Source organism: Vibrio sp. 1078-1, from assembly GCF_033340475.1.
In genome coordinates this window covers 309,627-334,812 of sequence record NZ_JAWOWM010000003.1, presented here as the reverse complement: position 1 = coordinate 334,812, position 25,186 = coordinate 309,627, and the positions used below count along the sequence as shown (strand labels likewise).

Genomic DNA, 25,186 nt, shown 5'->3' with positions numbered 1-25,186 from the left:
CCAATTAGCCCCCTTACATAGAGCCATACCTGTAGTCCCATACTGATCGTTGTTGGAATAGTTTGATGATCACTTGTTAAATAGGCATACAAACACTATCCAGAGCGTTGTAAGCAAAAGTAATGGGGTGAATACTTTCTGGATAGAAGCGCCATCAGTTAAATTGTAAATTTTGATGGATTCATTATAGAACGCTCGTTTGAATTCTTTGAAGCTAATGTCGCTCTTCGCATGCGACTGTTCATAGTGCTGGTGCGCAGCGTCCGATAGCTGGTATTCCAAGTCTTGGAGCTCGTACTCCTTGTTAAAAAACGCATCCCAAGCCGAAAGGCGGGCTATCGTTTTAGGAGATGGATCCCCATTTAGTTTCTCTAGACGTTTAGCATAAGCTGCTTGATATTTATCCACGGTATATTCCTGTCTGAATAGACGTTGAGTTAGAACATATGTAAAAAAGAAAAATAAGTAATAAAAGGTTTTTTACGTTCTATACCTGTGATAAATGCTAAAAATTTCAATGCTCTAGCACTCCGATGTCGCAAATGATATTGATGGAATTGCTCTGCGACAAATAAAATAATTACTCTAGATAACAACGAATTTTTGTTGTTTTTTTTAAAAACTGATCATGAGATTGAGTGGGGATTTTTACCGAGAAGAATTTCGCTACTGTAACTGTCTATATTTACTCAAAAAGAGAAAATCTTAGAAGCTTTCTTTGATTGATGTGAGATATTTTAGGTCGAAAAGCATTAATTTTGGCTATGCTTATAGTTCGTCTTTTTTGTTGTTGAACTCTACTTCGAGGGGGAAAGAACCCATATTTCGAGCATAGGATAGCTCGCTTTTTCGTTACGTCGTTCTTGGAGTTTGAATCAGTGACGACGCTATGAGTCTAGCATCTTGAATTCACTTGGGTGTATTGATTAATTATAAAAGTAAAGCAGTGCTGAGCTAGGATAAACTTCAACGTAAAGGTGACGGTATGAATATACAATCAGCCATTATTGAATATGCGATAGCGATTATAGGCTTACTTTTGACGGGCGTTACCCTCTGAGCATGACTGCCCAGAGGATAGAAAGCGCATTAGCTTTTTGCTAACGATTGATGTTGTATCGAGCCATTGCAGCTTCTTCTGACGATACAACCGTTTTACCAATTGGTGCGAGTGAAATAACCGCTAGCTTGAGGTGTTGGAGCGCAAACGGAATGCCGATTATGGTGACAAAGCATGCTGCTGCAGAAAGTACGTGACCGATAGCTAACCAAAGGCCTGCAAATACAAACCAAAGGACGTTACCAATAACGCCGAGCGGACTCGTGCCAATGTCCATTTCATTGGTCAATTCATCGCGTGAGATGGCCTCTTTACCGAATGGGAAAAAGGAAAAATTACCCATAACGATACACGCACGCCCCCAAGGTATTCCGATGATGCTAATAAAGGCCAAAATACCAAAAAACCACCATAGCAACCCCATAAATACGCCACCAAATACAAACCAAATGATGTTACCAAGTGTTCTCATTCTATTTCCTTTATTCTTGAATGTGATGATTCAGATACCTGAGAGCAGCGTAAAACAAATCTAAACCGTCTGTTTTGTCGATGTGTGCTTTTGTGCCCTCATTCACCTGATTGATAGAATAATCGCTGTAGTCTTAACAGAGAATGAATGCCTTCCCTAAGGCAAGTCTTTTTAGTATAGAGCGTAATACTCAATCAAGCATATAGCCAAGAATCGCATTATCTAGAGACAACTTTCTCGATATATTGACAAATTTGCTCTGCCAATCGATGGCTGGCAATGTTGCGTTTTACTACTTCATTAGCAATATTTCCAGACTCAACGACGCCAAACCAGTCGAGCAACATCGAATGGAAACCTTTACTCGTTAGCATTGGCGTCCAGTCTTTCAAATTGATTTTTTGCTCTTGGTTAGCTTGCCATAGTTTGCCTTCAACGAAGGAGTCGAACTCAACTGCCTTGTTTGCATAACAAGCTTGAACGCGCTCTGTAGTGATACCGAAGTGGCGATTCATCGAGGCGTGGAGCAAAGTATCTCCATGTTGCCACTGAATATCTAAACGCGCCAACTGACTACCTTCAAGTTGATGAGTTACATAAGCATCTCTTAGATCGGCTTTGGCTGTGACGTTAACGCTGTCTAATGGGTGAATAAAATCATCAAATATAAAGGTACGAACATCCCCCGGTAGTTGGTGACGGTTCTTTTCCCAGCGTAGCGACTTTAAGTCAGATATGTTGCCTTGCTGCACTTGTGGCATATGTTGGTTGTAAAGTGGAATGTGACGACGGTTAAAGCCCACATAGAGTGGCTGTCTCTCTTTTTCGGCAATGTCGTACAGCTTTTCCACGTCATCAGCACTGTTCGCTAATGGTTTGTCGACAAAGGTTGGAATTCCATGCTGCAGAAAAAATGCCGCTATTTGAGGGTGTACGCTTGTTGCCGCATGAATCATGACGGCATCGACGCCAAAGTGTAGAAGTTGCTGGTAGTCTTGGCAGATCTCTGAGATTCGATACTGCTTAGCCAGGCTCTCAAGTGTGTTTGGGTTGCGGGTACAAAATACAAGTTCGATATTTGGAAGCTGAGTGATAACAGGAAGGTATGCTTTCTGAGCGATATCCCCTAGACCAATAATACCAATTTTCATCCTAGTCCTTATCTCGATGTATGGATCGCGGACTGTCAGTATAACGCTTGGCGCGGCGATGAGTTTAAATACCTTGTTAGAAAAAGCCTGATTCACACTTTGAGCCAGGCTTTATTGAATGATTTAGGAAACGGCTCGGCAGGCTTTGAATATATCTAACTTGCTATCGTAGGCTTGAGTTTGTACATCCATAATGCCTAATAAAGAGTGGAATACGTTATCATGTGAGTATTGGCCTGCATTCTGTGCTTGTTTATACAAACAGTCGGTATTGATCTGCTTCGCTTGTTTAAAGCCCGAAGACAGCCACATGATCAAAGGAACGCGTTTTTGGAAATCTGGTGCAAGGCCATAAGGCATACCATGTAAGAACAATCCATTTTCGCCTAGTGACTCACCGTGATCCGATATATAAATTAGCGCGGTATTATACTCAGACTCTAACGCTTTAAGTTTTTTGATGGTTTCTGCCAATACAAGATCGGTGTAGCGTATGGTATTGTCATATGTGTTCACTATTTGTTCGATGCTACAGTTTTCGATATCTGCACGTGGACAGTCTGGTTTAAAGAAGGCGTTGTCTCTTGGGTAACGCTGAAAATAGGTCGGACCGTGGCTTCCTATAAGGTGCATGGCGACCACTCGGTTACCGTGCATATCCGCGACTTCCTGATCAAAATGATCTAATAGCGCCATGTCGTAACAAGTTTGGCCATTACACATAGGGCTTACTTGCTTTCGATCCACTTCAATTTTCTTGATCTTGTGGGCTACTTCTTTATCCCCACCGTCATTTTCTTTCCAAATGAGGTCAACCCCAGCGCGCAGCATTATATCGAGAGCATTGTCCTGGTTATCCGCTTTGGTGCGTTCAAACTCGTTTCGCGTGAGCTGTGAAAACATACAAGGCACAGATACAGCAGTCGCGGTGCCACAAGATGCGACGTCTTGAAATGAGATAACATCCAATTTACTAGTATAAGGGTTTGTCTCTCGTGTATAGCCATTGAGTTGGTAGTTCTGCGTTCGAGCGGTTTCTCCTACGACAAAAACCAGTAGTGTTGGTTTGCGCTGTGCTTGCTGTACGGCGCTATCTGACTGCTTTGCATCTGTGCCGATTTCTCGATATGGCTCTGGCGTGGTGAAATATTTCTCCTTCACATACCCGGTCGCGCTGTAAACGAACTGGGTGGGTATGATGATTTTTTTTAGGTGGCTATTGTTGCGCCCTACAGATGCGTAGTCTTGATAGTACACGCTGGCAATGACGGCGATGACAGCTAGCGACGACAGCATCGATACTAATTTGGTAACAGAGAAGTACAGTAATTGGTGACGTTGAGATTGCAGCTTGACCTTAAAGACAATTATCGCTGGGATAACTCCCATAATCAGCGTCCAAATTACAGAGTGAGCACTCAGGTAAGAACTCGCCTCGCTCGAATCGGTTTCAACAATATTGGCAATCATTCCAGAATCGAAAAGTGTGCCATAGTTATAGCTTGCGTAGCTCACCATACTTGAAACAATGATTAAAATTATAAAGAACGGCTTGCCGATCCAAGGCCAACTAAATAAATTAAAAAGGAAATTGAGCGCGGCAAGAAAGAAAATTGGTATTGTGATAATAAATCCAATCTTGACATTATCTAAGTGTGTAAAGATGCCGATCAGTTCTTTATAAATAGGGATATTTACGACGAGAGCGAAATACAGCGCCAACAGGAAAGTAAAGGTAACGTAAGAGATACCTCTCTGTTGTAAATCATGTGTCTTCATAATGAGTGTCTTGAATAAAAATTAGAGCAAGAACGAAGCCCAAATAAAAAGGGCAAGAGTTAACGCAACAAATACTGCTGCTGAGCCAATATCTTTGGCTCTACCACTGAGCTCGTGCCAGTCATCGCTAACACGGTCGACAACCGCTTCTACGGCGGAATTAATGAGTTCTACGATCAATACCAAGAACAGGCTACTGATCATCAGCACTCTTTCGTATGTGGTGACAGGAAGGAAAAAAGCACAGACGGAAAGCACCAAGGCGAGAATCAATTCTTGTCTAAAAGCGGCTTCGTGTGTCCATGCGGCTTTCAATCCTTGAAATGAATAGCCGGTCGCATCCATGACACGGCGTATACCTGTTTTACCTGGCTTCAAAATATGACCTTACTATTTAAGCATTGGGATGGAACACATATCCCAGAGAGGTAACGAGATTAATCGTTACAGCGTGAAACATTTGTGAATAGAATCCATCGCGCGATAATTTAAGAAAAGTGCTTATTTAATCAAGATCGTAGACGGTATAGCCTTTGTGCTGGAGGCATTTACGCAATACGAGAGATTGAGTTTTGGTTGAATCATTTGTTGCACTCAAAGCACCAGCTCCAGCTCCTACAGCACCGCCGGCCGCAGCACCGACAGCCGCTCCACCTAATCCGTCTTCTAGCGCACCAGCAGCTGCGCCGATCAATGCGCCTGTAACTGCCCCATTAGTGGCTTCAGATTTCGCTGCCTCTGATTTGTCGACATTTTCTGCATAGCCTTGGCAGTAAAGAAAGTCTTGTTCATATGTACTAGGGTCGACATTGGTCATGTCGACGACAGGTTTTTGGTTGTAGGCGCAAGCTGTAAGCGTAGAAGTAAGCGCCATAATCAGGATAAAAGATTTATACATGAGTACTATCCATTTAGTGTGTGAATCTTATGGATTAAATGTACACTGTTTTATTGTTGGGCTCTGTCGCTTGAGTGTATTGAAGTGTCGTCTTCTGTAAACGGGGTAGGAAGGTTAAGTTAACTGTCTGATTTTTTGAGGCTAAGTGTGAAGCAAGCTCCTCCAAGTGGGCTATGGCAAATCGAAACTTCTCCACGTTGAAGCTCCATTATCTGTCTGACAATCGCCAAGCCGAGCCCAAACCCGCTCGTCTTTTTGTTGCGAGATTCATCCGCACTGTAAAATGGTTCGAATAGATGAGGCCAATGCTTTTCTTCAATACCTATGCCATCATCATGAACATTGATGAAGCAGCGGTGCTGATCGTGTTTTATCTCTACTAAAATCTGCTTATCCGCGTACCGCATTGCATTGCGCAGCAAGTTATCTAAGGCTCGCTTTAACAATTTTGGGTCAGCAAACGCGAGAACGTTTTCTGAGTTTACTTCTTGAAGCGAAATACCGAGCGTAGTCTCTTTTTGCCATCTCTGTCGTAATTCTTTGACTAAGTTGAATAGGACGACTTCTTCTTGAGTTTGTAATGCTGTGTCAGGACGCTCCATCTTTGCGTAGTAAAGCAATTCTTCAACCATTTCTTCCATCTCGTCAATGTCTTCGACGATACTGTAAACATACTTTTTCTGTTGTTCAGTTAAGGTTGAATCCGATAACAAATCTGCTTGCCATTGTAAGCGGAAGATTGGGGTACGCAATTCATGTGCAACGGCGTTAGTTAGCATTTTATTGCTAGTGATCAAGCGAGATACTTTATCGGCCATCGTGTTAAAGCTTTTGTTTAACGTCCCAACAGACTTAGCGCTTGAGGTACTAGCTCGAGCCTTGAAGTTACCTGAGGCAAACTCAACGGTCACTCTCTCTAGCTCTCGAATCCGACGGCTTAAGAACCAGATCAACAATATGCAATACAGAGCAAATCCAGCTAAAAAGAACAACCAAACGATATTGTCATCAAAGTTGGCTGCTTTAACCACAGGGCTATTCGGATTATCGCTCATTTTAAAGATAGGCGTGCTCGCATCTAGGCGGAACCAGATATCCCTTTCTTCATCGTAAGCGACGTTAACGGAGGTATCACTTTCAAACGCCTTTTTGATGTCTGTTGGAAGCTCTTCAAGCGTATGAGGCACCAACAAACGATGGCTTGATGTGGCAAATTGTTCCAACTGTTGTTGAGTATATTCTAATCCGTGTTCTTTATAGATAGGATAGATCAGATCGTGAAAAGCTTGACCCTCATGCTCTTGTAATAGGTAGTCATAATCTGTGTTGATCTCATAAACTAAGAACTCGTATCCCCACAAGCTAGCCATAAACAGAATGATAAGGCCAACAAAGCTTTCCAGATAAATCCGTCTCATTATTCATTCCATGCATCAGGCATAAATAGGTAGCCTTTGCCGCGAACGGTAATGATTTTTTGTGGTGAGCAAGAAGCATCGCCTAGCTTCTTTCTCAGTGTCACTATGCGATTATCAATGGTTCGGTCTGTGCCATCGTATTCAATACCACGCAGTGTTTTGGTCAGCCACTCACGTGATAGTGTTTTTTCAGCATGCGTAGCAAGAACCCACAACAAATCGAACTCGCCGTCTGTCAGCGCAATTTCTTCTTGGTTCATTACGCACGATTTACGCAACCGGTTTAAACACAGAACACCAATTTGTAGGCCGTTTTCGGACTCGGTAGGCGCCGCCTCTTTTCTTCTTAATAGCATGCGAATACGAGCCAGCAATACGCGAGGTTTGATGGGTTTAGTAACAAAGTCATCTGCGCCTATTTCTAATGCGGCGACATGATCGAAGTCATCATCACTTGCTGTCAGCATCAACACTTTGCCTTTGTAGCATTCTCGGATTTGACGACATACACTCAGACCATCTTGCCCGGGTAGCATCAAATCTAACAGCACCACGTCTGGTTGTGTGTCAATAATCGCATTGGGTGCGTCCGTCCCATTGTCGATACATTTGACCTGAAAACCTTGTTCAACAAAATACTCACCCAACATAGTTTGTAATTTGGGATCGTCTTCCACAATGATTAGAGATGGTTTGATTTGTTGTGCGTTCATTTAAGTGATGTATACAATATTTAATATCAATGGAACTTAAACAAATTTACGAATTATTTCAAATAAAGCTTTCTCAGAATAAGGTTATCGGATGAGTTAATTGGATAAAATTGCCAATTAATGATTTAAATCTAATCACCAATCACATTTCGGGAGATGTAAAAAGGCGCAACGTTTGCGCCTAGGTATGGAATCTTAAAGCGAAATTACCGCTTATTCGGTGGTACACACGACGCTGTTGTCGCTGCCAAAAACATTTGGAACGTAAGCATCAGCTTGTGGGTCATTTTCCCACTTCGCATCATCGAGCAAGTAACGGAACTGAACATTCTGCGCTTTAGGTAAGCGGGTTTTAAATTTAAACTGACGACTTTTCTTCACTAATTTCATCGGTTCTGGCTGCCAGTTGTTGAAGTCTCCAGCAATTTGGACAGAGTCCCACTGATCTTTATCTAGCTCGAACGTGACTTCGACTTCATCTTTTGTCTTAAAGAATCTTTTTTTAAGCATTGATCTTTCCTTGTTCGTACAAAAACTGTTCTAACTATTACTCGTGTTTCATAATGATTTCAAGTTTTATCGAATTGTTGCTGGTATCTGATGAGGGGAGTATCCGAACGGTGAATAGCTCGTTGTGCTGGTTTCGTGTACTGAGGGAGCGTTAGAGAGAAAATTCACTAGCCTAAAATAGTCAAAGAACAGAGTTTGTTAGCGAGCCGAGAGTCCGTATCTTGAAGTCAAACCGTTATCATGTATTATCTTAAATCACCATTTTCCTTGATGTAGCTATGTTGAAGTTTAACCGTACATTGTTGACTGCGATAGTTTGCTTAGTTGCTATGCTTTTGAGTAGTGTCGCTCCTGTGGCGCAGGCTTCCGCTCCGATGAAAACAATTGAAGTACGCGATCTTATTGTTCAACAGGCTGCTCTGCACAAACAACTTGGCGTCAATGACGACTGCGTAGAATCACATCACGATGAGTCAGCCATCAATAAGGCACAACAATCTCACACGAGTTGTAGCTCTTCCTGCATGGTCAAAATTCCCTCCAACTTATCTCAAAACGACTTACTGCTTCTTCCTTATAGCCTTGCCTTGATTGATAGGCCTCTAGTCGAAAAAGTAGTGACAGTGATCACCAAGCTTTATCGTCCTCCGATTGTTTAATTCCTCATCTCAAATTACTTGGGGTCTACCCCTTTTTACCAAATGAAATGATTTGGCATTTGAATGCCACAAGGAAATAAACAATGAAAAAACTACTTGCCTTATGTAGTGCACTTTTACTGACTTTTACCGCTCATGCAGCGCAATTTGAAGAAGGGAAGCACTACAAAGTTCTGGATGTAAAGAAAGCATCGAAACCTGTTGTGACGGAATTCTTTTCTTTTTATTGCCCACATTGCTACAAGTTTGAGTCGCTTATTGAGCGTTTAAAACCTGCTCTGCCAAAAGAGGCAAAGTTTGAAAAGGTGCATGTGGGGTTCATGGGCGGAGATATGGCGATTCCGATGGCCAAGTCCTACGCGACGATGGTGTCGCTTGGGGTTGAAGATACAATGATTCCTGCCATGTTTGCCCAAATTCATCAAAAGCGACAAGCGCCAAAAGACGAAGCTGAGCTGAAACAACTCTTCGTTGATAATGGCGTAGAAGGTAAGAAGTTTGATGCGGCGTACAACAGTTTCGCCGTAAACTCAATGCAGAAAGGTTTTGATAAGCAATTCTCTGCTAGCACGTTAAGAGGGGTTCCGGGTGTGGTTGTGAACAATAAATACATTGTTTTGGCCAACGAAATTCGTACTTACGACGAGTACAATCAATTAGTTAATTACTTATTGACGCTGTAACTGTAAATAGCATTGATGCTTAAAAATGGCGACGGTAGAGTCGCCATTTTTTATGCTTATCACACTCGTATTATCTAAGAACGCTTGTACATGCTTGAGTCGGAACACTAGTCATAAATATGGCATGCGGATAAAACAAGCTAGCAGCAGTGATTGCAACATTACATGGCTGAGCAATCGTGGTTTTAATCACATTGGTAAGCACGGCACCTGTATTATTTACTGTTTGAGCGGCGGCTTGTTGTGCCTGGTAAGACACGCAACCTGTCGTTGCATTGATCATCGCAGTGCTAAACAAAAGTTTGCGAAAAAACATATTCATATCCTTTGTGAATGCTTTGAATTACTTATATGTGGATTGATTCATAAATGAAACAAAACAGTGTTCAAAATATGTGTGCATTCACGAAATGAACATTGTTTTATAAAAAGACGTTTTTTTGTGATCTTAGTACTGGACAGACCAGGTTATGAAACTAAAGCCAATCCGTGCATTACGATTACGCCGAAGGTCAGTTTGCTCCTCATTCCTTGATATCCCTTGGGCTCGGCGTCTTGTTCGACTTTCCTCACGAGCTTTTCTGCATACCAAACAGCAAGGTACCCAATTGCTAAGAGTAGGGTTGCGACTGCGTAATGTTTGTGGCCCTGCAGTAATGCGCCCCAAGCCAGTAAGACAAAAAGGTTGCTGAGAATTAATATATTTCGGCTAAGGCGGTGGTAGTAATGCTCAATGCCATTACCCCAAAGGATGCCGGATAAAAAACTTAATATAACGGCGCTATATGCGATGAAAAATTGCTGACCACTTAAATTGAAGAGTGAGATGTCAGTGAAAATCAGCCCTAAACTAAACACAAATGGAACCAGGCCTAAGTAACCGAGTTGTAGCATGGTTGAGCGTGTTGTCATGGTCGTCACCTTATAATTGTTGCTCTATCATATTGGTAAGCGTAGTACTTGTCGGTGATGTGGAGCTTGGAAAAGTAGCAATAACTTTACCTTCAGAGCTAATTAGAAACTTGTAGAAGTTCCATTTTGGTTTTATGCCTGCTTGGTTAGTAATCTGGTTGAAGACTGGGTTCGCATCTACACCTAATACTGAAGAGCGAGCCATCATTGGAAAGGTTACCCCGTAATCGAGATAACAGACTTTCGCTGTGTTTGTTTCGCTTCCTCTATCTTGTCGAAAGTCATTGCTCGGGAAACCGATAACGGTGAAGTTTTGGTCTTTGTAAGTTTGATAGAGGGTTTCTAACTGTTCGAACTGAGGAGTGAAGCCGCACTGGCTTGCTGTATTGACGATTAGTAGTGTCTTTCCCTTAAAGCTTTCGCATAGATCGACTTCTTCCGTTGAGTTTAACAACCTTTGCTTACCTTGAAGAATATCAGGGCACTCAGATGCAAGAGCAAGCGAATTCATGGAGAGAAAGCTAACGAGAGCGGCGAGTTTCAGTAATCCTTTCATGGTGTTGTTCCCCTTGTTTTCAATAAGTATAACTACTCAAGTGCAAAGAGGATCGATCAAAAAAGCCGCACAAATGCGCGGCTTTTTTCAAGAGCTGAGATCTGACTATGCCAGTTTCAACTCGAACTGGTTCAGGTACATTACCATGTCTTCAATCGTCAGTACCGGCATGTTGTGCAGGCGACCGAATGCTACGATCTCCGGTGCCTTTGCCATCGTGCCATCTGGATTGGTCACTTCACACAGTACGCCAGCGGGTTGAAGCCCTGCCATTTGCATCAGATCAATCGTACCTTCTGTGTGACCACGGCGAGTCATTACACCACCTGGACGTGCACGCAGAGGGAATACGTGACCCGGGCGAGCAAGATCCTCCGGTTTTGCGTGCGGGTTTGCCGCCGTTTTAATGGTCGTTACGCGGTCTGCTGCTGAAACACCCGTTGTTACACCAACTTTCGCTTCAATAGAAACCGTAAATGCGGTTTGGTTTGCGCTGTTGTTGTTTACCACCATTGGAGGCAGTTCCAGTTTGTCTGCTTGAACATCTGTTAAGCACAAACAAACGATGCCGCTACATTCGCGGATCATCAATGCCATTTGCTCGTTAGTGAGGTGCTCGACTGAATAAATGATATCGCCTTCGTTTTCGCGATCTTCATCATCAAGAAGCAGTACGCCACGGCCTTCTTTTAAAGCGATAAGTGCGTTTTCAACGCGAGTAATTGGGTCGCCGAATTCGGCAAGTAGTGATGACTGATTCATGGTTAACTCCTAAATTTCACCAGAATCAGGGCGGTATGAGAGATCGCCGTAAAATACGATCAAAAAGAAGTGCACCAGCATTCTTAGCGATCTGACTCGCTATGCTGGTGTATTCTTATTCTCTTTCATCCGGACTATAACCGTCGGCTCTGGCATCTCACCAGATCTGCTGACCTCGACGAATCGAGCGCTCGCGGGCTCACTTGAAAAAGTATACCGCCGGTGGGGAATTTCGCCCCGCCCTGAGAACAATTAAAAATGTACCACTTCATCCAAGTTGTGAAGAAGTGGAGCTAGGATAGTACTGCGAACTGAATAGCTTGGAAAGTCGATTCCATCTGTATGATGGAAAAGTGTGCTATCGACGGAAATAATCTGTGCGAATAAAGTGATCAATCTGCTGCGGCACGAAGGTGTTGTAAATCAGGCTCGTATGCGTTTGCTTCACTTCGATATGATCTTGCATACCGTCCAGTCTTGTCTCTTCTACGGTAACGGTACCGTCCGACATGGTGTTGTCATTACGGATCAACAATGGGCGAGCGCCAATCGGCATCGTTCCTGCGATACTGCCGAGTTTTTGAGGGAAATCCCAAGCGTCATCATGTTTGTTTAATCCGTGGTGTGGCGAATTGCCTAAAATTGCACCCAATCCGAGATCTTGAATTCGACCTACAATGGACGCGCCTTTCAGAGGCGAACCGATAGCGACAACATGAGAGATTAAGTTAGTGCTCGGTTTTCTGTTGGCGAGATAGCGCTTAATCATCAAGCCTCCCAAGCTGTGTCCCACGAGCACGTTTGTGGTCAGTGGATTAAGCGAATGATCAATAGAATCAAACAGTGAAGACTCATCGATAGCAACGGTGTTATAGCTGAGTACTTGCGTTTCGTATCCGAGTTTTCTCAGCTTTTGGCTAAGAGGCTGCATGACCAGCCCATGCATATAAAGACCATGTAAGATGATGATTTTCATAATACCTCCTAGATTTATGACGTCGTAGATATCCTACTCTAATTGACAAGAAACTACTTGTGCTTTGTGGTGCATATTTACGTTTTGCTGCAAAGTTTGACTGCTGTAGCAAGCGACTCAGCCCAGTAAATCCTGTATTTGTTGTTGCAATTGATGACGATTTAAAGACGCAGGACTTAACACTTCACCGATAACAACATCCACTTTTGACCAAAAACGAGTCGGTCGTTTTGTGAGAGCATGTCCGCCTTTGTGGCTGAAAAAAGAACCCCAAAGCCCTTTTAACGCCATAGGGATGACAGGAACAGGGTTACGTTCAAGGATTTTCTCTACACCAGGGCGAAACTCACCCAATTGACCGTTAGACGTTAAACGACCCTCAGGGAAGATACAGACAACCTCACCGTCGTTAAGTGCTTGTTCAATCTGTTCAAATGCTCGTCGGTAAGTGTCGGCACACTTACGTGGAGAACAGATCGGGATAACACCGGCATGACGGAATACATATTTAAGAACAGGTAGCTCGCTGATGGATTTGTCCATCACAAAACGAACCGGGCGAGTAGAGGTTCCCATCAAAATCAATGCATCGACATAGCTAACATGGTTAGCCACGATTAACGCAGCACCTTGTTCAGGAATATGTTGGCGCCCCTTTACGGACACACGATACATACAATGGCTGAGTAAATAACTGATAAAGCGTTGTGTAAATTCCGGTACTTGGCGATATACATAGATCGCCACGAAAAAGTTACCTATTGCCATCATGGCAAACAGTTCCACAATAGAAAGCTCTAGTACGCTGAGTACAACGATCGAAACCAAAGCAGACACCACCATAAACAACGCATTCATGATGTTGTTAGCAGCAATGGCACGTGCACACTCCCCTTTGTTTGAACGCGATTGGATGAACGCATAAAGAGGAACAATAAAGACACCGCCGCTTACACCAACAAGGAACAGGTCAATCATGACGCGCAGATGTTTTGATTCAGCAACGAAGCTTTGCACATCATAAAAGTGCACCGGAAGTGATGGATAACTTGGGACTGCCCATAGCAAGTCGACGCCAAAGACTGTCAGACCAAGGATACCGAATGGCAAAATACCAAGCTCAACGTGGTTGAAAGAAAGTTTTTCACACAACCAAGAGCCTGTCGCGATACCAATCGAAAACAATGCCAACAGTAAAGAAACGACAGTGCTATCTGCGAACAAATGTTCGCGTGCGAAGTTAGGGAATTGAGTTAGGTAAGTCGCACCCATGAACCAGAACCAACTGATGGCAAGAATAGACATCCAGATGCCTCTCTGTTTTTTTGCCACTTTTAACGTGTTCTTTAAACCAGAAATCGGTTCAAATTTCGCTTTGTCATTCGATTGGCTAGGCATCGTTGGAATATTCACGCTGCTCATGAACCCAAGCAAAGACAAGGCAATCACGGTACAAGAAGCAATCAAGGTACCATTAGGAATGGCTAGCAGCAGGCCTGCGCTAAGCGTACCTATAAGAATCGAAAGAAACGTGCCCATTTCAACCCAAGCATTTCCTCTAACAAGCTCATTTGGTTTGAGCGCTTGTGGTAACAAGGCGTATTTCACGGGACCAAAATAGGCCGATTGAGTGCCTGTCATAAACAGCAGAACCAGCATCAGCATGGCACTTTGGGTGGCAATAGCGGTTGCTGCGCAAGACATGATAGCCAGCTCGATGAGCTTTAGACGTCGGATTAATTTGGCTTTGTCCATGCTGTCAGCGACGGCACCAGCATGCGCTGAGAATAGAAAGAAAGGTAGGATGAATAAGCCTGCCGCCAAATTAACGAATAGATTGACGGATATTGGTAGGTTATCAATTTGGCTGTATGTCACCATCAATAACAGAACGTTTTTGTAGATGTTGTCATTGAGTGCGCCAAGGCATTGCGTCACAAAGTAAGGAAAAAAGCGTTTTGAGAAAAACATACGGGCCCCGATTAAACAAAGTCGAATGAGATGGGAGCACTTTATGCTCAATGAACGATTAAACCAGCTTTCTCTTTCAAGTGACGTTGTATGCCACCAAAAGTAACGAAATTCGTTACTTTCATTTCCATTCGTTTATTGAGTTACTAATTCCGAGACTTCTGAGCAGGTTTTCTTTCCCATGGTTCAAACAAAGGGAACGTCCAACGACGCATCGCAATAATCAGAGAGGTGCCGTGCTTTTCGTCCATATCGAGAGAGCTATCATTTTGGCAAGCCTGATAAAACTCATCGATGACCTTTTGCAGTTTCTGTTGTAGCTTCTTGTTGCTTGGTACACTCATCAGTCCTGTTGCCATGGAGAACTTTTCATCTTCACCAGAAAAGTAGCTTTGGAAAAAGGCGTCTTGAACTTGCTGTTGGAAGAACCGTTGAATAGGGCCGCCCATCTGCCACTTAAATGTCGGAGATATACGCAAACGAATTTTGTTATTTGGCTGCAAGTCGATGATGTTCAGACGATCCAAATGAGCAAGCTTTTGCACCAGTTCAAACTCATTGAAGGTGTATTGCTGAACGATTTGCTCAAACTGATAGCCATTTACAACACAGATTGCCACGAGTAGCAGGGCTTTATCATCAACCAACTGCTTTTCTTGCTCTAACGTTAGCGACTCTAGACCTTTATTGTGCGCAGCCGCGATCTTAAACAGTTCCGCCATTTCTAAACCAATCAATTGGCAAATGCGTTCTAAGCGTTCAAGACTAATGTGCTGACCTTCAGCGAGTAAACGTTTGACGCTTCCTTCACTTAAATCAAGGTGTTGTGCAACATCGGCATAATGCAGCCCAGCTAACTTTAGTTGGCGTTTAAGCTCTTTAATTAACGTATAACTCTCTGACATTTACGCTGTTACCTCGTCGTGTAACTGCTCTAGGTACGTTTGCATAAAGGTTTTGCGTTTTTGCGCTTCGCGTCTTGCTGACTCTGTGTTCATGGTTTCAGCGATTTTGAATAACTTGGTTTGAAAGTGATCCAGAGTGAATTGTTTATCGTTAAGTTCACGTTCTTCGGCAAATATATCGCTGTCGTTGTAAAGTTGCGCGTTAAACTGAGTGCTGACTTGAATGCATCGCGTCACGCCAATTGCGCCTAAAGCGTCCAGACGGTCGGCATCTTGGACGATTTTGGCTTCCAACGTATTTGGCCTGATGTTTGCGCTAAAGCTGTGTGCCTCTATCGCATGAGCAATGGCATCATGATATTGCTGCGGATAATCGATACTCTCTAAAAATGCGACCGCTTTTTTGGCTGCGATGATTGAGCTCTCTTTGCGATTTGGGTGATCTTTCGGGTAAGTAAAGCAATCATGCAAATAGGCAGCCGGTAATACAATCGCGATGTCTGCATTTTCTTCTTTGCAGAGCTGTTTCGCTGTTTTGACCACGCGTTTTACGTGTTTAAGATCATGAGCTGCATCTACTTGCATCTCTTGCTGCATAAATTCCAAAAATTGCGGTTCTATCTGGCTTAATGACGTCATGGTTCATATCTACAACTAAAATGAAGTCAGAAGTATGCCCAACGCTTAGAATAATTTCCAAGTGCGATGGTGTAATTGAGATTCAGCCACCAGAACCTTGTGCAACGTTTGGTACTGAGCCGTTTTATATGGCCTTTCAATGTGTTCAGTGGTTTATGAGACAAGAATAGACAGAGCGAGCAGTGATGTTTACCAGTAGAAAAAAGGCCTGACGATGTCGTCAGGCCTTTTTCGTCACGCCGATCTTTTTAGCGTTTGAACGTTACTTGCTCTGCTTGTTCAAGATGAATATGAGTCGTCGCAGGCTGTGTTTCTGCAATCACTTTACCGTGACGAACAGAGTAGCGAACCGGCACTTGGCGACGTACTGCGTCAAAACCATTTTCTGCGGGAAGAATCAGTAAACTACCTGGTTTGCCTTCTTCAATACCGTGCTTGTCTTGAATGTTCAGTGTACGTGCTGAATTGGTGCTGATCAGATCCAGTGAGTTGTTGATTTGGTCGTAACCCATCACCTGACACACGTGCAGACCCATATGTAGCACTTGCAGCATGTTTGCAGTGCCTAGTGGGTACCAAGGGTCAAATACATCATCGTGTCCAAAGCAGACGTTGATGTTGGCATTCAGCATCTCTTTCACTCGTGTTACGCCGCGACGTTTTGGGTAATCATCAAAACGGCCTTGTAGGTGAATGTTCACCAATGGATTTGCCACGAAGTTGATACCGGACATGCGTAATAAACGGAACAGGCGAGATGCGTATGCACCGTTGTAGGAACCCATCGCTGTGGTGTGACTGGCCGTGACTTTATTCCCCATATCAAACTTGTGCGCTAATGCTGCCAGTGTTTCAACGAAGCGAGATTGTTCGTCATCGATTTCATCACAATGCACGTCGATCAGGCGGTCGTATTTTTGCGCTAACTCGAATACGTAGTGCAGCGATTCAATGCCATATTCGCGTGTGAATTCAAAGTGTGGAATCGCGCCAATCACGTCCGCACCTAATTTGACGGCTTCTTCTAGCAGCTCTTTGCCATTTGGGTAAGAGAGAATTCCTTCCTGCGGGAAGGCGACGATTTGGATATCTACCCATTCTTTCATCTCTTCACGCACTTCTACCATCGCTTTTAGGGCAATTAGGGTAGGGTCTGAAACATCGACGTGGGTACGAACGTGTTGTACGCCGTTTGCTATCTGCCATTTTAAGGTTTGTTTTGCGCGCGCTTTCACGTCTTCAATCGACAGCATTTCTTTGCGCTCAGCCCAACGTTCAATACCCTCAAACAATGTGCCAGAGATGTTCCAGCTAGGCTCGCCTGCGGTTTGAGTTGTATCTAAGTGAATGTGTGGCTCGCAGAAAGGCGCAACCGCCATACCGCCTTCAGCATCGATGATGTCACCGTTATGACTAAGCTCCACATCGTTGCTTTCAATGCGCTTGAATTGACCATCTTCAATCAAAATTTGCTGCAGACCTTCTTGTCCTTTTAGCGTTACGTTTTTGATCAGTAGTGTTGTCATGATGGTTCCTTACGCTGGCTGTGTAGCCAGTGCTTTTTTGTTAAGAATAGGATTAAGAATCAGGAAGCTAATTGCGCCGCCAAGTACAGCGTTAATCGGCACTACGCCAGGCAGGAAGTGTCCCGCACCAACGCCAATCACGACAGCGATAATGCCAGCCCAGTTAACGTTTTGGAATTGGGCGGCTTCAAAGTTTGCGTAGCGTTTACGGTTCGTGAAGAAGTCAGCGATGATCACACCGCCAATCGGTGGAATTGCCAAAGATAAGAAGGTCAGCCAGCCAACAAAGTTATTGTAGAGCCAGAGAGCGCAAAGTGTGCCAACAAGACCGTTCGCCATTGAGATGTATTTACTTGGTAAGCCTGTGATGTTGGAAAATCCAAGACCCGATGCGTAGAGCGCGTTGTCGTTGGTCGTCCAGATGTTCAAGCCAAGAACGATGATAGCTGGAATAAGAAGACCTTGCGCGATCATCACTTCAGAAATGTCTGATTGACCCGTCACCGACGCACCTGCCGCGCCAAAGATAAACATTAACGAGTTACCGATGAAAAATGCCACCATGGTGATCATCACGGCGCTGCGCGGCTTTTTACCAAAGCGTACGAAATCCGCCGTTAATGTACCAGCACTGACAAAAGAGCCGACAACCATCGCGAGAGCTATTGAAAAATCGAGTGGCTCGGTTGGTTGAACTTGTTGTAGTTCGCCAATACCACCAACGCTATTTACTGCCTCGATGACAGAGTAGCCGCCAAGTAGTGCAATGGCAGGAACGGCGATTGCTGACAACACCATCAGTGCGGAGATGCCAAAGTAAACGGTCGCGGTCATGAGCAAACCGGAGACGAGGATCAAAGTATTGGTATCGATGCCCGTTGCTTTGTGCACCGGAATCGCAAACATCGCGACACCAACTCCAAACCACCCAACTTGAGTACCGCCAAGAAGAGCAGAAGGAAGCCAAGAGCCTTTAGAACCAAAAGAGAAACGAGCAAGAAGGTGAGTAGAGAGACCAGTAGAAGCGCCGATGTAACCGAGGAAAGAAGTGTAAATACCGAGGATTAGGTTACCGATGAGAACAGCGAGGAAAAAATCATTGAAGGAGAGCCCAGTACCGAGAGAACCCCCAGTCCACATACTTGCGGAGAAAAAAGTGAGTCCTAACATCACCATTGTAAGTGATGCCACGCCTTTTCTGGCCGTGTTGGGAACTGGTCCAAGACTGTAATTATTGTCTCCAGCCATTATTACCTCCGCACATTGAAACATTAAATTATAGCACCTGATTTCAGGCAAACGGCGCGTATTATCGAGATGTAAATTTAATAGTCAATGATAAAATTGCAATTTAAACGTTTGCTTGATTTTTGTTGTGTATTTTTTCTTTTAATAACAATAGTTTGATTTTTAAATTCTAAAAGTGAAAAGTTTGGTTTTACGTGTTTTCTATGATTTATAGACAGATTTTCTATGTGAAGTTAATGTTTTGAATTGCTATTTGTTTTTATGGATTAAATTTATCTATAACTCTGAATTGTTCAGTCGATTTCTATGAAAAGAAAACGTTTTCATGATGAGGTTTTTGGTTTGGACGGTATTTGTTCTTTTCTTGGGTATGTTTTCTTGGTTTTATTTTATGTAGGTGATTTATTTTTGTTGAAGCTGACATTTCTAATGGTTTGTTGGGCGAATATTTGAATTTTATAAACAGTAAACAATCTGTTGTGGGCAAGAAAAGTACAACCGAGCTCGGTCAGAGGATAAGAGGGCAATAGCCACATAAAAAAATAGCCAACCGCAAAGAGTGCGATTGGCTTATATACATGTGAACAAAATCAAGTTCACTAACAACGTCAGTTGGCTAGGTGACCCTCGGCTTAAGAAGGGTCGATTTATATAATGCAGTTACTGTGCCAACTTTAATATGCCCTAAAATACGTAGTTTCTGTGACATGCGTTGCTTAAAGTTTGAGTATGTTTGCAATTTGCAACTGCGTTATGCAATTTGACTCTATTATGCTAATGATTGATTAATAAACAATGAACCTTTTAAAGCATGACTAAACTCGCCGTTCCTAAAAAGGCGAAAAAACCAACTACATCTGTCACTGTTGTTAGAATCACCGAGCCAGCCAAAGCGGGGTCCAATTTAAACTTATCCAGAATAATGGGAATCAGCACACCAAATAAAGCTGCGGTAATAATATTGACGATAATGGCCAGCGCGATGGTTCCCCCAAGAACCGGAGATTGAAACCACAATCCGGCGAGCCCGCCGATGATTAACGCCCAAGCAATGCCGTTCAGAGAGCCAATACCCAACTCATTTTTCAAAAGCTTGAAGCGGTTACCTGGGGTGATCTGATTAAGCGCCATCGCACGAATCATTAGAGTGAGCGTTTGGCTGCCAGCAATGCCCCCCATGGATGCAACAATTGGCATGAGCACCGCCAAAGCCACCACCTGCGCAATTACATCTTCAAATAGTCCGATAGTGACAGAAGCCAAAATCGCAGTAAGCAAATTGATGCCTAACCAAACACCGCGCTTTTGCGAGCTTTTTAATACTGGCGCAAACAAGTCATCGCCTTCATCCATACCTGTACCCGCCATCAAACGTGCTTCGTAGATTTCACGCTGTGTACTCAATGCAAACTGCCAATCGACTTCACCGATCAGTGTTTGGTCTGCATCAGTTACAGGGAGAGCGGGCAGTGTGCTGTGTTCTAATGCCTCTACCGCTTCAGGAAGCATCATTTTACTGTCTAGCACCGTCACAGCCTCAATAATGAGTGTTTTTAAGCGAGTATCGGGGTCACCACGTAAGATATCGAAGTAGTTGACCGTTCCACGATACTGTTTATTACGATTAATCAGATACACCTGTTGAGGCGTGTCGTAGCTATAGCGCTCCATTAACTGCTTAGCTGTCCCAATCGTAATGTTGAAGGGCAGGGTGATGATCTTACGTTCAGCCCAGTGGCCGAGTTCTTCATCAGCATACTCGTTTGCTTGATCGTAAAGTTCCAACTCATCTTTTTCTATCAACGAGAGCGCTTCGCTGATGATCGACTCTGGCAACGAATCGGCCCATTCGATGAGCGACAAGTTGTCGAGTTTAGCGAGAGTTAGCTTTAGCTCGACTTCAGATAACGCATTGATGATAGAGAAACGTACGTCCGCACGCATTTCCGTTAACACGTCGATATGTAGCTCTAGTGGTAAAGCTCGCCATAAGCGAACACGATCGTCGATTGGAAAGGCTTCTAGAATCAGGGCAACCGCGCCGGGCTCGAGGCCCGCTTCAATAGATTCATTGAGCGTTGCGACTTGATCCGCTTCTTCGGCTTGGCCAATTTGCTGGATTAGAGTGGAGAGATCTTGAAACTTGCTCACCGAGTACCCCGATAGTTAATTCGTTTTATGGAAGTATGGCATGTTATTGAGATGCACAACTATGCACCTTAACCTTGCTCAAGGTACTTGAAAGTAACAGAAAAACAATAGGCTATTCGCTGTTGATGGTGAGATATGGCTGTACCAATTGGCGAATGTTCACTTTTGCGCCAATACGGGCTGCCAGCAAGTACATTCCGCCGATTTTTCTGTGTAAAAATAGGGCATCTGCTGGTGGAGTATGCCAGTATTCTTGCTCCATGCTTAGAATGGTGCCAGCCTCGCGAAGCTTTTGTGCTAAGCCGCTGGCTTTAAAGTCATAAGGCTCATCAACTAACATCGGTTCACATGCCATTTTCACTAGATCGAGAATCGCTTGGCGTTGGTCTGGAAGGATGGTTTGGCTGAAGAAGCCTATTTGTTCAAGCGCATTATTCAAGCCTTGTTCGTCATTGTTAACGACAGATGCGAAAGCTTGGCGATAACCAGTGCTGAACCGCTCGCTGTACTCTCGAGTGGCCCCGAAATCTAGCAAGCCGATTTGACGAGTGTTTTCGATATATAAGTAGTTGGCGAAATTTGGGTCGGTTTGTACCATCTTAAATTCGAACAGCTCTCGAAACAGTAATTCGAGTAGGCTGTGCATGACAAAATCTCGCGTACTCTGATCATAATGTTCGATTTGCTCAATCGGGCTACCATCAATGAATTCCATCGCGAGAACGGAGTCTGAGCAACTTTCAGTATGAACCTTGGGCACCACAAAATGAGGGTGCTCCTTCAAAGCGTCATGATAACGAATGGCAAATTGTGCCTCTCGTGCGTAATCGGCCTCGTCATGTAGCTGCTTTTTCGCTTCTTCGAGTAATCCTTTGTAGTCGACAGACTCGGGAATCAACCCAACGACCTTGAGCAGTGTACCGACATTATCGACGTCGCTATCGATACTTTTCCGTATGCCCGGATATTGCACTTTGACGGCTAGGTTATCGCCCGCATCGCTGTAGGCTTGGTGCACTTGTCCTATTGATGCACTGGCGATTGGTTTGAAGTTAAATGACAGAAACTCAGCTTTCCAATTCGTTCCCAGCGAACTTTCCATTACTGCGTTGAGTTGTTTTGCAGGCATTGGGTCTGCGTTGGAACGAAGACGGGAAAGAATATCGGCAAGTTCAGGTTCTAAAACATCACCAGCATCCATTGATAGCATTTGACCAAGCTTCATTGCAGCGCCACGCAGGTGAGCAAGTTGGTCAGTTAAGCGCGCGATGTTCTGTGGCGTCAGCAAGAGGTCTTTCGCTTTTGGTTTGTTGCCTTTGGCTATCTGCTTCGTGCCTTCTGCAATCACATTGCCTGCGACACGGGTAGCAAGTGAAGCGAACTTGCTGAATCTTGAGATGCGATGGGTAGGTAGGCTTCTTTCCTTTGCCGACATGAATCTTCTCCGCTATTTACTAACTAATTGTTATACGGGAAAAGGATATGTTTGGATACAAATGAAAAGAAAACCGCCAGCGTAACTGGCGGTTTGCGAGTTTAGATAGAGTAGAAGAAGTACAGTTGAGACTTCATTCGGATGATGATCCCGCGAATCACATCTAAGAAGGCCATGAAGCCTATCGGTTTTTCACCGCTGATCCATGCGAGGCCAACAGAGCCAACAGGGATGTCGTAGCCTTCTGGCTCATCAATCTTAAGACGAACAAAGTGGTGTTTGTTCTGTAAGTTCTTTCCAGTGGTGACACGTACGGAATCATCGAAACCCAGTAGATTACCTTGTGACTCACCTGTTGCTTCAACAATGCCTTCGACGGTCGCTGAGAAGATCTTACCTGGGTAAACGGACGAAGAGAATTCCGCTGGCTGACCCGGTTTGATGTTACGAATCGCCTGGTGGTTCACTCGCATTAGTACGTACTTTTCGTTGGTGTACATGTTGATACGCGGCATCATTGATACACGCTGACCTTCACGCAGGATAAAGTTGGTGACAAAGCCATCTGTTGGGGCATGAACTTTTGTGCTATTCAAATCCCATTGCGCTTTTGCAATTTGCTCTTTCGCTTGGCGCAGTTCGGCTTGTTTGGTTTCAACTGCAAGTTCCGCTTTATGAATCGCCAGTTTTGCACGGGAAATATCGACTTGTTTCTTCTTGATTTGAGACTCAAGGGTCAACACGTTGTGACGTGCCATATCAACCGCACTCGATTGTTTGTCGATATCGCTTTCCGTGATGGTGTTGTGCACCACTCGGTTTTGCTCAACATAACGATCTAGCATTTTTTTCTGCAATTTGTAGTCAACTTTCGCCGCTTCCAACTGGCTCTTTGATGTTTCTAGATCTTGCACTAGCGCTTCGTGGTTAGCTTCTTCAATCTCGATGTCGCCTTTTGCTGTAGCTAATGCAACGCGAGCAGAATCAGCGGATACGTTCGCTTGATTTAATGCGATTTTGTATTGCGTTGGGTCAAGTTCATAAATGAGCTGACCTTCTTTAACTTGCTGATTCGGCTCAATGTAAATGTGGTCAACTTTACCTTTTACATTGGTTGAATCTGGACGCAATTGGATGTGTGGTGACTGCACGACAGAACCGCCGGATAAATCCATCGGGGTGAAGTTAATCAAACCTACCCAGACGAACATCAGCCAACTCAAACCGCCAAGATAAGCGAACGATTTGGTTGCTTTGTTCCAAGGCATGCCAACCAAACGCAGCAGATAGATGAAGAGAGCCCATACCGCTAAACCTTCTAACATTATGCTTCCTCTTTTGGCTGTGTTTCTGTTTGCGGTTTACTTTTCCATGTATCACGCAGATTGATGATGGCTTTTTCCATATCAACAAATGCAAAGATCACGGCTAGCACCCAAACCCAGTGCCAGACAAACCCTATCCAGGTCAGCGCAGTGATGAGCCCTATCTGATGATGGTCTTTGCTGTGTGCTTTATTGATAGGCAATTCATGGATTTTCCAAAAGCCGTAACACGCGCCCGCGACACTCGCAATTAAAACGACAGCAGCGACAACATGTAACGCCGTATCTGCGCCTGTACCGACAAATGGGACACTCAGTAAACTCATTAAACACTCCTCTATCAAACTGTTGGCGTATTGTGATCTGAATTTGATTTGCGGCTTTCTTTGTGACAGATTCAATCACTATAGGATTAAATTTGATGTAATTGGTTATGAAAACGGTTCGGTTTATTCGCGCGATGGGCATTCTAAACATGCATAACCTCGCGTTATCTAAATACAATTTGGACTCGGATGAGTTAGGAATCCCAGTATCGGTGTTTCGTAACCCAATGACACTGATCCCGCTAAAAGCCGTTGCGGAATGGTATCGTTGTGTTGAACAAGCCAGTGCTGACCCGGATGTGGTGTTGAGTCTCAGCCGGGGTATTGAACTGCAAAAGCTAGGGCCAGTGGGACGCTGGTTATTCTCCGGCAATGATTTAGCCAGTACCATTCGGCGAGTGAATTATGGTGTGAGCAATCTACAATCAGGGGCGTTTTTTGCTGGCGAACAGTCGGGTAAAATCATCAAATGGACTTACCACAACCCGTTTATAGAAACGTCAGTAAAGGTGCACGATAGTATCCGCTGTGCGGTATTTATGATTAAGGTGTTACGCGAATTTCTTGGCAAAGATTACCAGCCTTTACGTGTCAAGGTTTCAGGCTCGAGAAAAAATACTGAGCGATACCGGGAATATTTCGGCTGCGAGGTGGAATGGAGTCAGCCAAAAACAGAGATATGGATCCCGGGAGATGACCGATTAGCCTCCCGCCAAGTGAGCCATCGAGAAGACAGCCGTCTAGCGATGAGTTTTTCCGACTTGGATGATTTGCTTAATATGCCCGATCCAGAAGACGAGTTGAAAGTGATTTATGAAGTAGTGAACTACAGCAGCCATTATGGATTGCCAACGTTAGAGCGCGTGTCTTCTCTGCTTGATTTATCTGAACAGCAGTTTCAACGTCGTTTGCATAAATTAGGGCTCAATTTTTCGACGGTTTCTGGCTATGTATTGAGTAATATTGCAGCTGGTTTGTTGAGTAAGCGCGTGAGTATTGATGACATTGCCACGCGCCTTGGTTACACCAATGTGGCGAGCTTCAATCGTATGTTTAAGAAACATCGTGGATTAACGCCCAAGCAGTATACGGGAAGATTAGAGAAGTAGTG

The 25,186-nt window shown here is 44.0% G+C and carries 26 protein-coding genes and 1 riboswitch; of the genes, 3 read left to right on the top strand and 23 right to left on the bottom strand.

Annotated features, from left to right (window positions below):
- Nucleotides 1-69 precede the first annotated feature (69 nt).
- The 9 genes from R7190_RS08525 to R7190_RS08485 form a co-directional block, all read right to left on the bottom strand.
- Nucleotides 70-408, bottom strand: coding sequence for a hypothetical protein (locus tag R7190_RS08525; RefSeq protein ID WP_017635147.1), 339 nt, complete (start codon nt 406-408; stop codon nt 70-72).
- A gap of 692 nt (nt 409-1,100) precedes the next feature.
- Nucleotides 1,101-1,532, bottom strand: a complete 432-nt coding sequence (locus R7190_RS08520) for a YccF domain-containing protein (RefSeq protein ID WP_005373685.1) — start codon at nt 1,530-1,532, stop codon at nt 1,101-1,103.
- A 218-nt stretch (nt 1,533-1,750) separates the two neighbouring features.
- Nucleotides 1,751-2,683, bottom strand: coding sequence for a Gfo/Idh/MocA family protein (locus tag R7190_RS08515; protein WP_186585464.1), 933 nt, complete (start codon nt 2,681-2,683; stop codon nt 1,751-1,753).
- Nucleotides 2,684-2,806: 123 nt separating this feature from the next.
- The gene (locus R7190_RS08510) at nt 2,807-4,462 is read right to left on the bottom strand and encodes a phosphoethanolamine transferase (RefSeq protein ID WP_025767952.1); all 1,656 of its coding nucleotides are present in this window, start codon (nt 4,460-4,462) and stop codon (nt 2,807-2,809) included.
- A gap of 21 nt (nt 4,463-4,483) precedes the next feature.
- A complete protein-coding gene (locus R7190_RS08505; RefSeq protein ID WP_005385571.1) occupies nt 4,484-4,807 on the bottom strand; it encodes a diacylglycerol kinase in 324 nt (107 codons plus the stop codon).
- A 160-nt stretch (nt 4,808-4,967) separates the two neighbouring features.
- Nucleotides 4,968-5,360, bottom strand: coding sequence for a hypothetical protein (locus tag R7190_RS08500; protein WP_033906355.1), 393 nt, complete (start codon nt 5,358-5,360; stop codon nt 4,968-4,970).
- Nucleotides 5,361-5,479: 119 nt separating this feature from the next.
- Complete coding sequence (locus R7190_RS08495) at nt 5,480-6,778, bottom strand: ATP-binding protein (protein ID WP_017819858.1); 1,299 nt, start codon at nt 6,776-6,778, stop codon at nt 5,480-5,482.
- A complete protein-coding gene (locus R7190_RS08490) occupies nt 6,778-7,491 on the bottom strand; it encodes a response regulator (protein WP_005373673.1) in 714 nt (237 codons plus the stop codon). Before R7190_RS08490 ends, R7190_RS08495 begins: the two co-directional genes overlap by 1 nt.
- A gap of 213 nt (nt 7,492-7,704) precedes the next feature.
- The gene (locus R7190_RS08485; protein WP_017635151.1) at nt 7,705-8,001 is read right to left on the bottom strand and encodes an isoamylase early set domain-containing protein; all 297 of its coding nucleotides are present in this window, start codon (nt 7,999-8,001) and stop codon (nt 7,705-7,707) included.
- A 278-nt stretch (nt 8,002-8,279) separates the two neighbouring features.
- Between R7190_RS08485 and R7190_RS08480 the strand changes: the two genes are divergently transcribed.
- Together R7190_RS08480 and R7190_RS08475 are read left to right on the top strand one after the other, a co-directional pair.
- A complete protein-coding gene (locus R7190_RS08480; RefSeq protein ID WP_186585463.1) occupies nt 8,280-8,660 on the top strand; it encodes a hypothetical protein in 381 nt (126 codons plus the stop codon).
- 83 nt (nt 8,661-8,743) lie between these two features.
- The gene (locus R7190_RS08475; RefSeq protein ID WP_005373667.1) at nt 8,744-9,343 is read left to right on the top strand and encodes a thiol:disulfide interchange protein DsbA/DsbL; all 600 of its coding nucleotides are present in this window, start codon (nt 8,744-8,746) and stop codon (nt 9,341-9,343) included.
- 70 nt (nt 9,344-9,413) lie between these two features.
- Here the strand turns inward: R7190_RS08475 and R7190_RS08470 are convergent, their stop codons facing one another.
- The 14 genes from R7190_RS08470 to R7190_RS08405 all read right to left on the bottom strand — a co-directional run bounded on the left by R7190_RS08470 (nt 9,414) and on the right by R7190_RS08405 (nt 24,075).
- Nucleotides 9,414-9,659: a hypothetical protein gene (locus R7190_RS08470; protein WP_005373664.1), complete on the bottom strand. Its 246-nt coding sequence runs from the start codon at nt 9,657-9,659 to the stop codon at nt 9,414-9,416.
- A gap of 152 nt (nt 9,660-9,811) precedes the next feature.
- A complete protein-coding gene (locus R7190_RS08465; protein ID WP_005396352.1) occupies nt 9,812-10,255 on the bottom strand; it encodes a DUF3429 domain-containing protein in 444 nt (147 codons plus the stop codon).
- Nucleotides 10,256-10,265: 10 nt separating this feature from the next.
- Nucleotides 10,266-10,811: a glutathione peroxidase gene (locus R7190_RS08460; protein ID WP_054577749.1), complete on the bottom strand. Its 546-nt coding sequence runs from the start codon at nt 10,809-10,811 to the stop codon at nt 10,266-10,268.
- Between the two features lie 105 nt (nt 10,812-10,916).
- Nucleotides 10,917-11,573, bottom strand: coding sequence for a 3,4-dihydroxy-2-butanone-4-phosphate synthase (gene ribB, locus R7190_RS08455; protein ID WP_005385579.1), 657 nt, complete (start codon nt 11,571-11,573; stop codon nt 10,917-10,919).
- Between the two features lie 113 nt (nt 11,574-11,686).
- A riboswitch (FMN riboswitch) is annotated at nt 11,687-11,827 on the bottom strand.
- Between the two features lie 104 nt (nt 11,828-11,931).
- A complete protein-coding gene (locus R7190_RS08450; protein ID WP_005373653.1) occupies nt 11,932-12,549 on the bottom strand; it encodes a hypothetical protein in 618 nt (205 codons plus the stop codon).
- A gap of 117 nt (nt 12,550-12,666) precedes the next feature.
- Nucleotides 12,667-14,520, bottom strand: a complete 1,854-nt coding sequence (locus tag R7190_RS08445) for an MFS transporter (protein ID WP_186585462.1) — start codon at nt 14,518-14,520, stop codon at nt 12,667-12,669.
- A gap of 146 nt (nt 14,521-14,666) precedes the next feature.
- Entirely contained in the window at nt 14,667-15,425 is a 759-nt protein-coding gene (locus R7190_RS08440; RefSeq protein WP_005385584.1) for a helix-turn-helix domain-containing protein, read from the bottom strand.
- Nucleotides 15,426-16,064, bottom strand: a complete 639-nt coding sequence (locus R7190_RS08435) for an HD domain-containing protein (protein WP_017819864.1) — start codon at nt 16,062-16,064, stop codon at nt 15,426-15,428.
- 248 nt (nt 16,065-16,312) lie between these two features.
- Nucleotides 16,313-17,590 carry a cytosine deaminase gene (locus R7190_RS08430; RefSeq protein WP_025767946.1) on the bottom strand — a complete coding sequence of 426 codons (1,278 nt, stop codon included), beginning with the start codon at nt 17,588-17,590 and terminating at the stop codon, nt 16,313-16,315.
- Between the two features lie 9 nt (nt 17,591-17,599).
- On the bottom strand, nt 17,600-18,838 hold the full coding sequence (gene codB, locus R7190_RS08425) for a cytosine permease (RefSeq protein WP_047101164.1): 1,239 nt from the start codon (nt 18,836-18,838) through the stop codon (nt 17,600-17,602).
- Between the two features lie 804 nt (nt 18,839-19,642).
- Nucleotides 19,643-20,989: a magnesium transporter gene (locus tag R7190_RS08420; RefSeq protein ID WP_186585461.1), complete on the bottom strand. Its 1,347-nt coding sequence runs from the start codon at nt 20,987-20,989 to the stop codon at nt 19,643-19,645.
- A 112-nt stretch (nt 20,990-21,101) separates the two neighbouring features.
- Nucleotides 21,102-22,424 (bottom strand): ABC1 kinase family protein, encoded by a 1,323-nt coding sequence (locus tag R7190_RS08415; protein WP_186585460.1) that lies wholly within the window; start codon nt 22,422-22,424, stop codon nt 21,102-21,104.
- Between the two features lie 101 nt (nt 22,425-22,525).
- Entirely contained in the window at nt 22,526-23,749 is a 1,224-nt protein-coding gene (locus R7190_RS08410) for an HlyD family secretion protein (protein ID WP_186585459.1), read from the bottom strand.
- Complete coding sequence (locus R7190_RS08405; RefSeq protein WP_017635162.1) at nt 23,749-24,075, bottom strand: MFS transporter; 327 nt, start codon at nt 24,073-24,075, stop codon at nt 23,749-23,751. Before R7190_RS08405 ends, R7190_RS08410 begins: the two co-directional genes overlap by 1 nt.
- 107 nt (nt 24,076-24,182) lie before the next feature.
- Here R7190_RS08405 and R7190_RS08400 point away from each other — a divergent pair, with 107 nt between their 5' ends.
- Entirely contained in the window at nt 24,183-25,184 is a 1,002-nt protein-coding gene (locus tag R7190_RS08400; protein WP_005373633.1) for an AraC family transcriptional regulator, read from the top strand.
- The last annotated feature ends 2 nt before the right edge of the window (nt 25,185-25,186 follow it).

What these genes read in the sequence shown, in the direction of transcription:
- R7190_RS08495 (WP_017819858.1), bottom strand. Translation starts at nt 6,778, where the DNA reads ATGAGACGGATTTATCTGGAAAGCTTTGTTGGCCTTATCATTCTGTTT.
- R7190_RS08515 (WP_186585464.1), bottom strand. Translation starts at nt 2,683, where the DNA reads ATGAAAATTGGTATTATTGGTCTAGGGGATATCGCTCAGAAAGCATAC.
- ribB (WP_005385579.1), bottom strand. Translation starts at nt 11,573, where the DNA reads ATGAATCAGTCATCACTACTTGCCGAATTCGGCGACCCAATTACTCGC.
- R7190_RS08415 (WP_186585460.1), bottom strand. Translation starts at nt 22,424, where the DNA reads ATGTCGGCAAAGGAAAGAAGCCTACCTACCCATCGCATCTCAAGATTC.
- R7190_RS08435 (WP_017819864.1), bottom strand. Translation starts at nt 16,064, where the DNA reads ATGACGTCATTAAGCCAGATAGAACCGCAATTTTTGGAATTTATGCAG.
- R7190_RS08460 (WP_054577749.1), bottom strand. Translation starts at nt 10,811, where the DNA reads ATGAAAGGATTACTGAAACTCGCCGCTCTCGTTAGCTTTCTCTCCATG.
- R7190_RS08470 (WP_005373664.1), bottom strand. Translation starts at nt 9,659, where the DNA reads ATGTTTTTTCGCAAACTTTTGTTTAGCACTGCGATGATCAATGCAACG.
- R7190_RS08405 (WP_017635162.1), bottom strand. Translation starts at nt 24,075, where the DNA reads ATGAGTTTACTGAGTGTCCCATTTGTCGGTACAGGCGCAGATACGGCG.
- R7190_RS08480 (WP_186585463.1), top strand. Translation starts at nt 8,280, where the DNA reads ATGTTGAAGTTTAACCGTACATTGTTGACTGCGATAGTTTGCTTAGTT.
- R7190_RS08430 (WP_025767946.1), bottom strand. Translation starts at nt 17,590, where the DNA reads ATGACAACACTACTGATCAAAAACGTAACGCTAAAAGGACAAGAAGGT.
- R7190_RS08450 (WP_005373653.1), bottom strand. Translation starts at nt 12,549, where the DNA reads ATGAAAATCATCATCTTACATGGTCTTTATATGCATGGGCTGGTCATG.
- R7190_RS08510 (WP_025767952.1), bottom strand. Translation starts at nt 4,462, where the DNA reads ATGAAGACACATGATTTACAACAGAGAGGTATCTCTTACGTTACCTTT.
- R7190_RS08485 (WP_017635151.1), bottom strand. Translation starts at nt 8,001, where the DNA reads ATGCTTAAAAAAAGATTCTTTAAGACAAAAGATGAAGTCGAAGTCACG.
- R7190_RS08445 (WP_186585462.1), bottom strand. Translation starts at nt 14,520, where the DNA reads ATGTTTTTCTCAAAACGCTTTTTTCCTTACTTTGTGACGCAATGCCTT.
- R7190_RS08410 (WP_186585459.1), bottom strand. Translation starts at nt 23,749, where the DNA reads ATGTTAGAAGGTTTAGCGGTATGGGCTCTCTTCATCTATCTGCTGCGT.
- R7190_RS08505 (WP_005385571.1), bottom strand. Translation starts at nt 4,807, where the DNA reads ATGGATGCGACCGGCTATTCATTTCAAGGATTGAAAGCCGCATGGACA.
- R7190_RS08465 (WP_005396352.1), bottom strand. Translation starts at nt 10,255, where the DNA reads ATGACAACACGCTCAACCATGCTACAACTCGGTTACTTAGGCCTGGTT.
- R7190_RS08520 (WP_005373685.1), bottom strand. Translation starts at nt 1,532, where the DNA reads ATGAGAACACTTGGTAACATCATTTGGTTTGTATTTGGTGGCGTATTT.
- R7190_RS08440 (WP_005385584.1), bottom strand. Translation starts at nt 15,425, where the DNA reads ATGTCAGAGAGTTATACGTTAATTAAAGAGCTTAAACGCCAACTAAAG.
- R7190_RS08475 (WP_005373667.1), top strand. Translation starts at nt 8,744, where the DNA reads ATGAAAAAACTACTTGCCTTATGTAGTGCACTTTTACTGACTTTTACC.
- R7190_RS08490 (WP_005373673.1), bottom strand. Translation starts at nt 7,491, where the DNA reads ATGAACGCACAACAAATCAAACCATCTCTAATCATTGTGGAAGACGAT.
- R7190_RS08500 (WP_033906355.1), bottom strand. Translation starts at nt 5,360, where the DNA reads ATGTATAAATCTTTTATCCTGATTATGGCGCTTACTTCTACGCTTACA.
- codB (WP_047101164.1), bottom strand. Translation starts at nt 18,838, where the DNA reads ATGGCTGGAGACAATAATTACAGTCTTGGACCAGTTCCCAACACGGCC.
- R7190_RS08400 (WP_005373633.1), top strand. Translation starts at nt 24,183, where the DNA reads ATGAAAACGGTTCGGTTTATTCGCGCGATGGGCATTCTAAACATGCAT.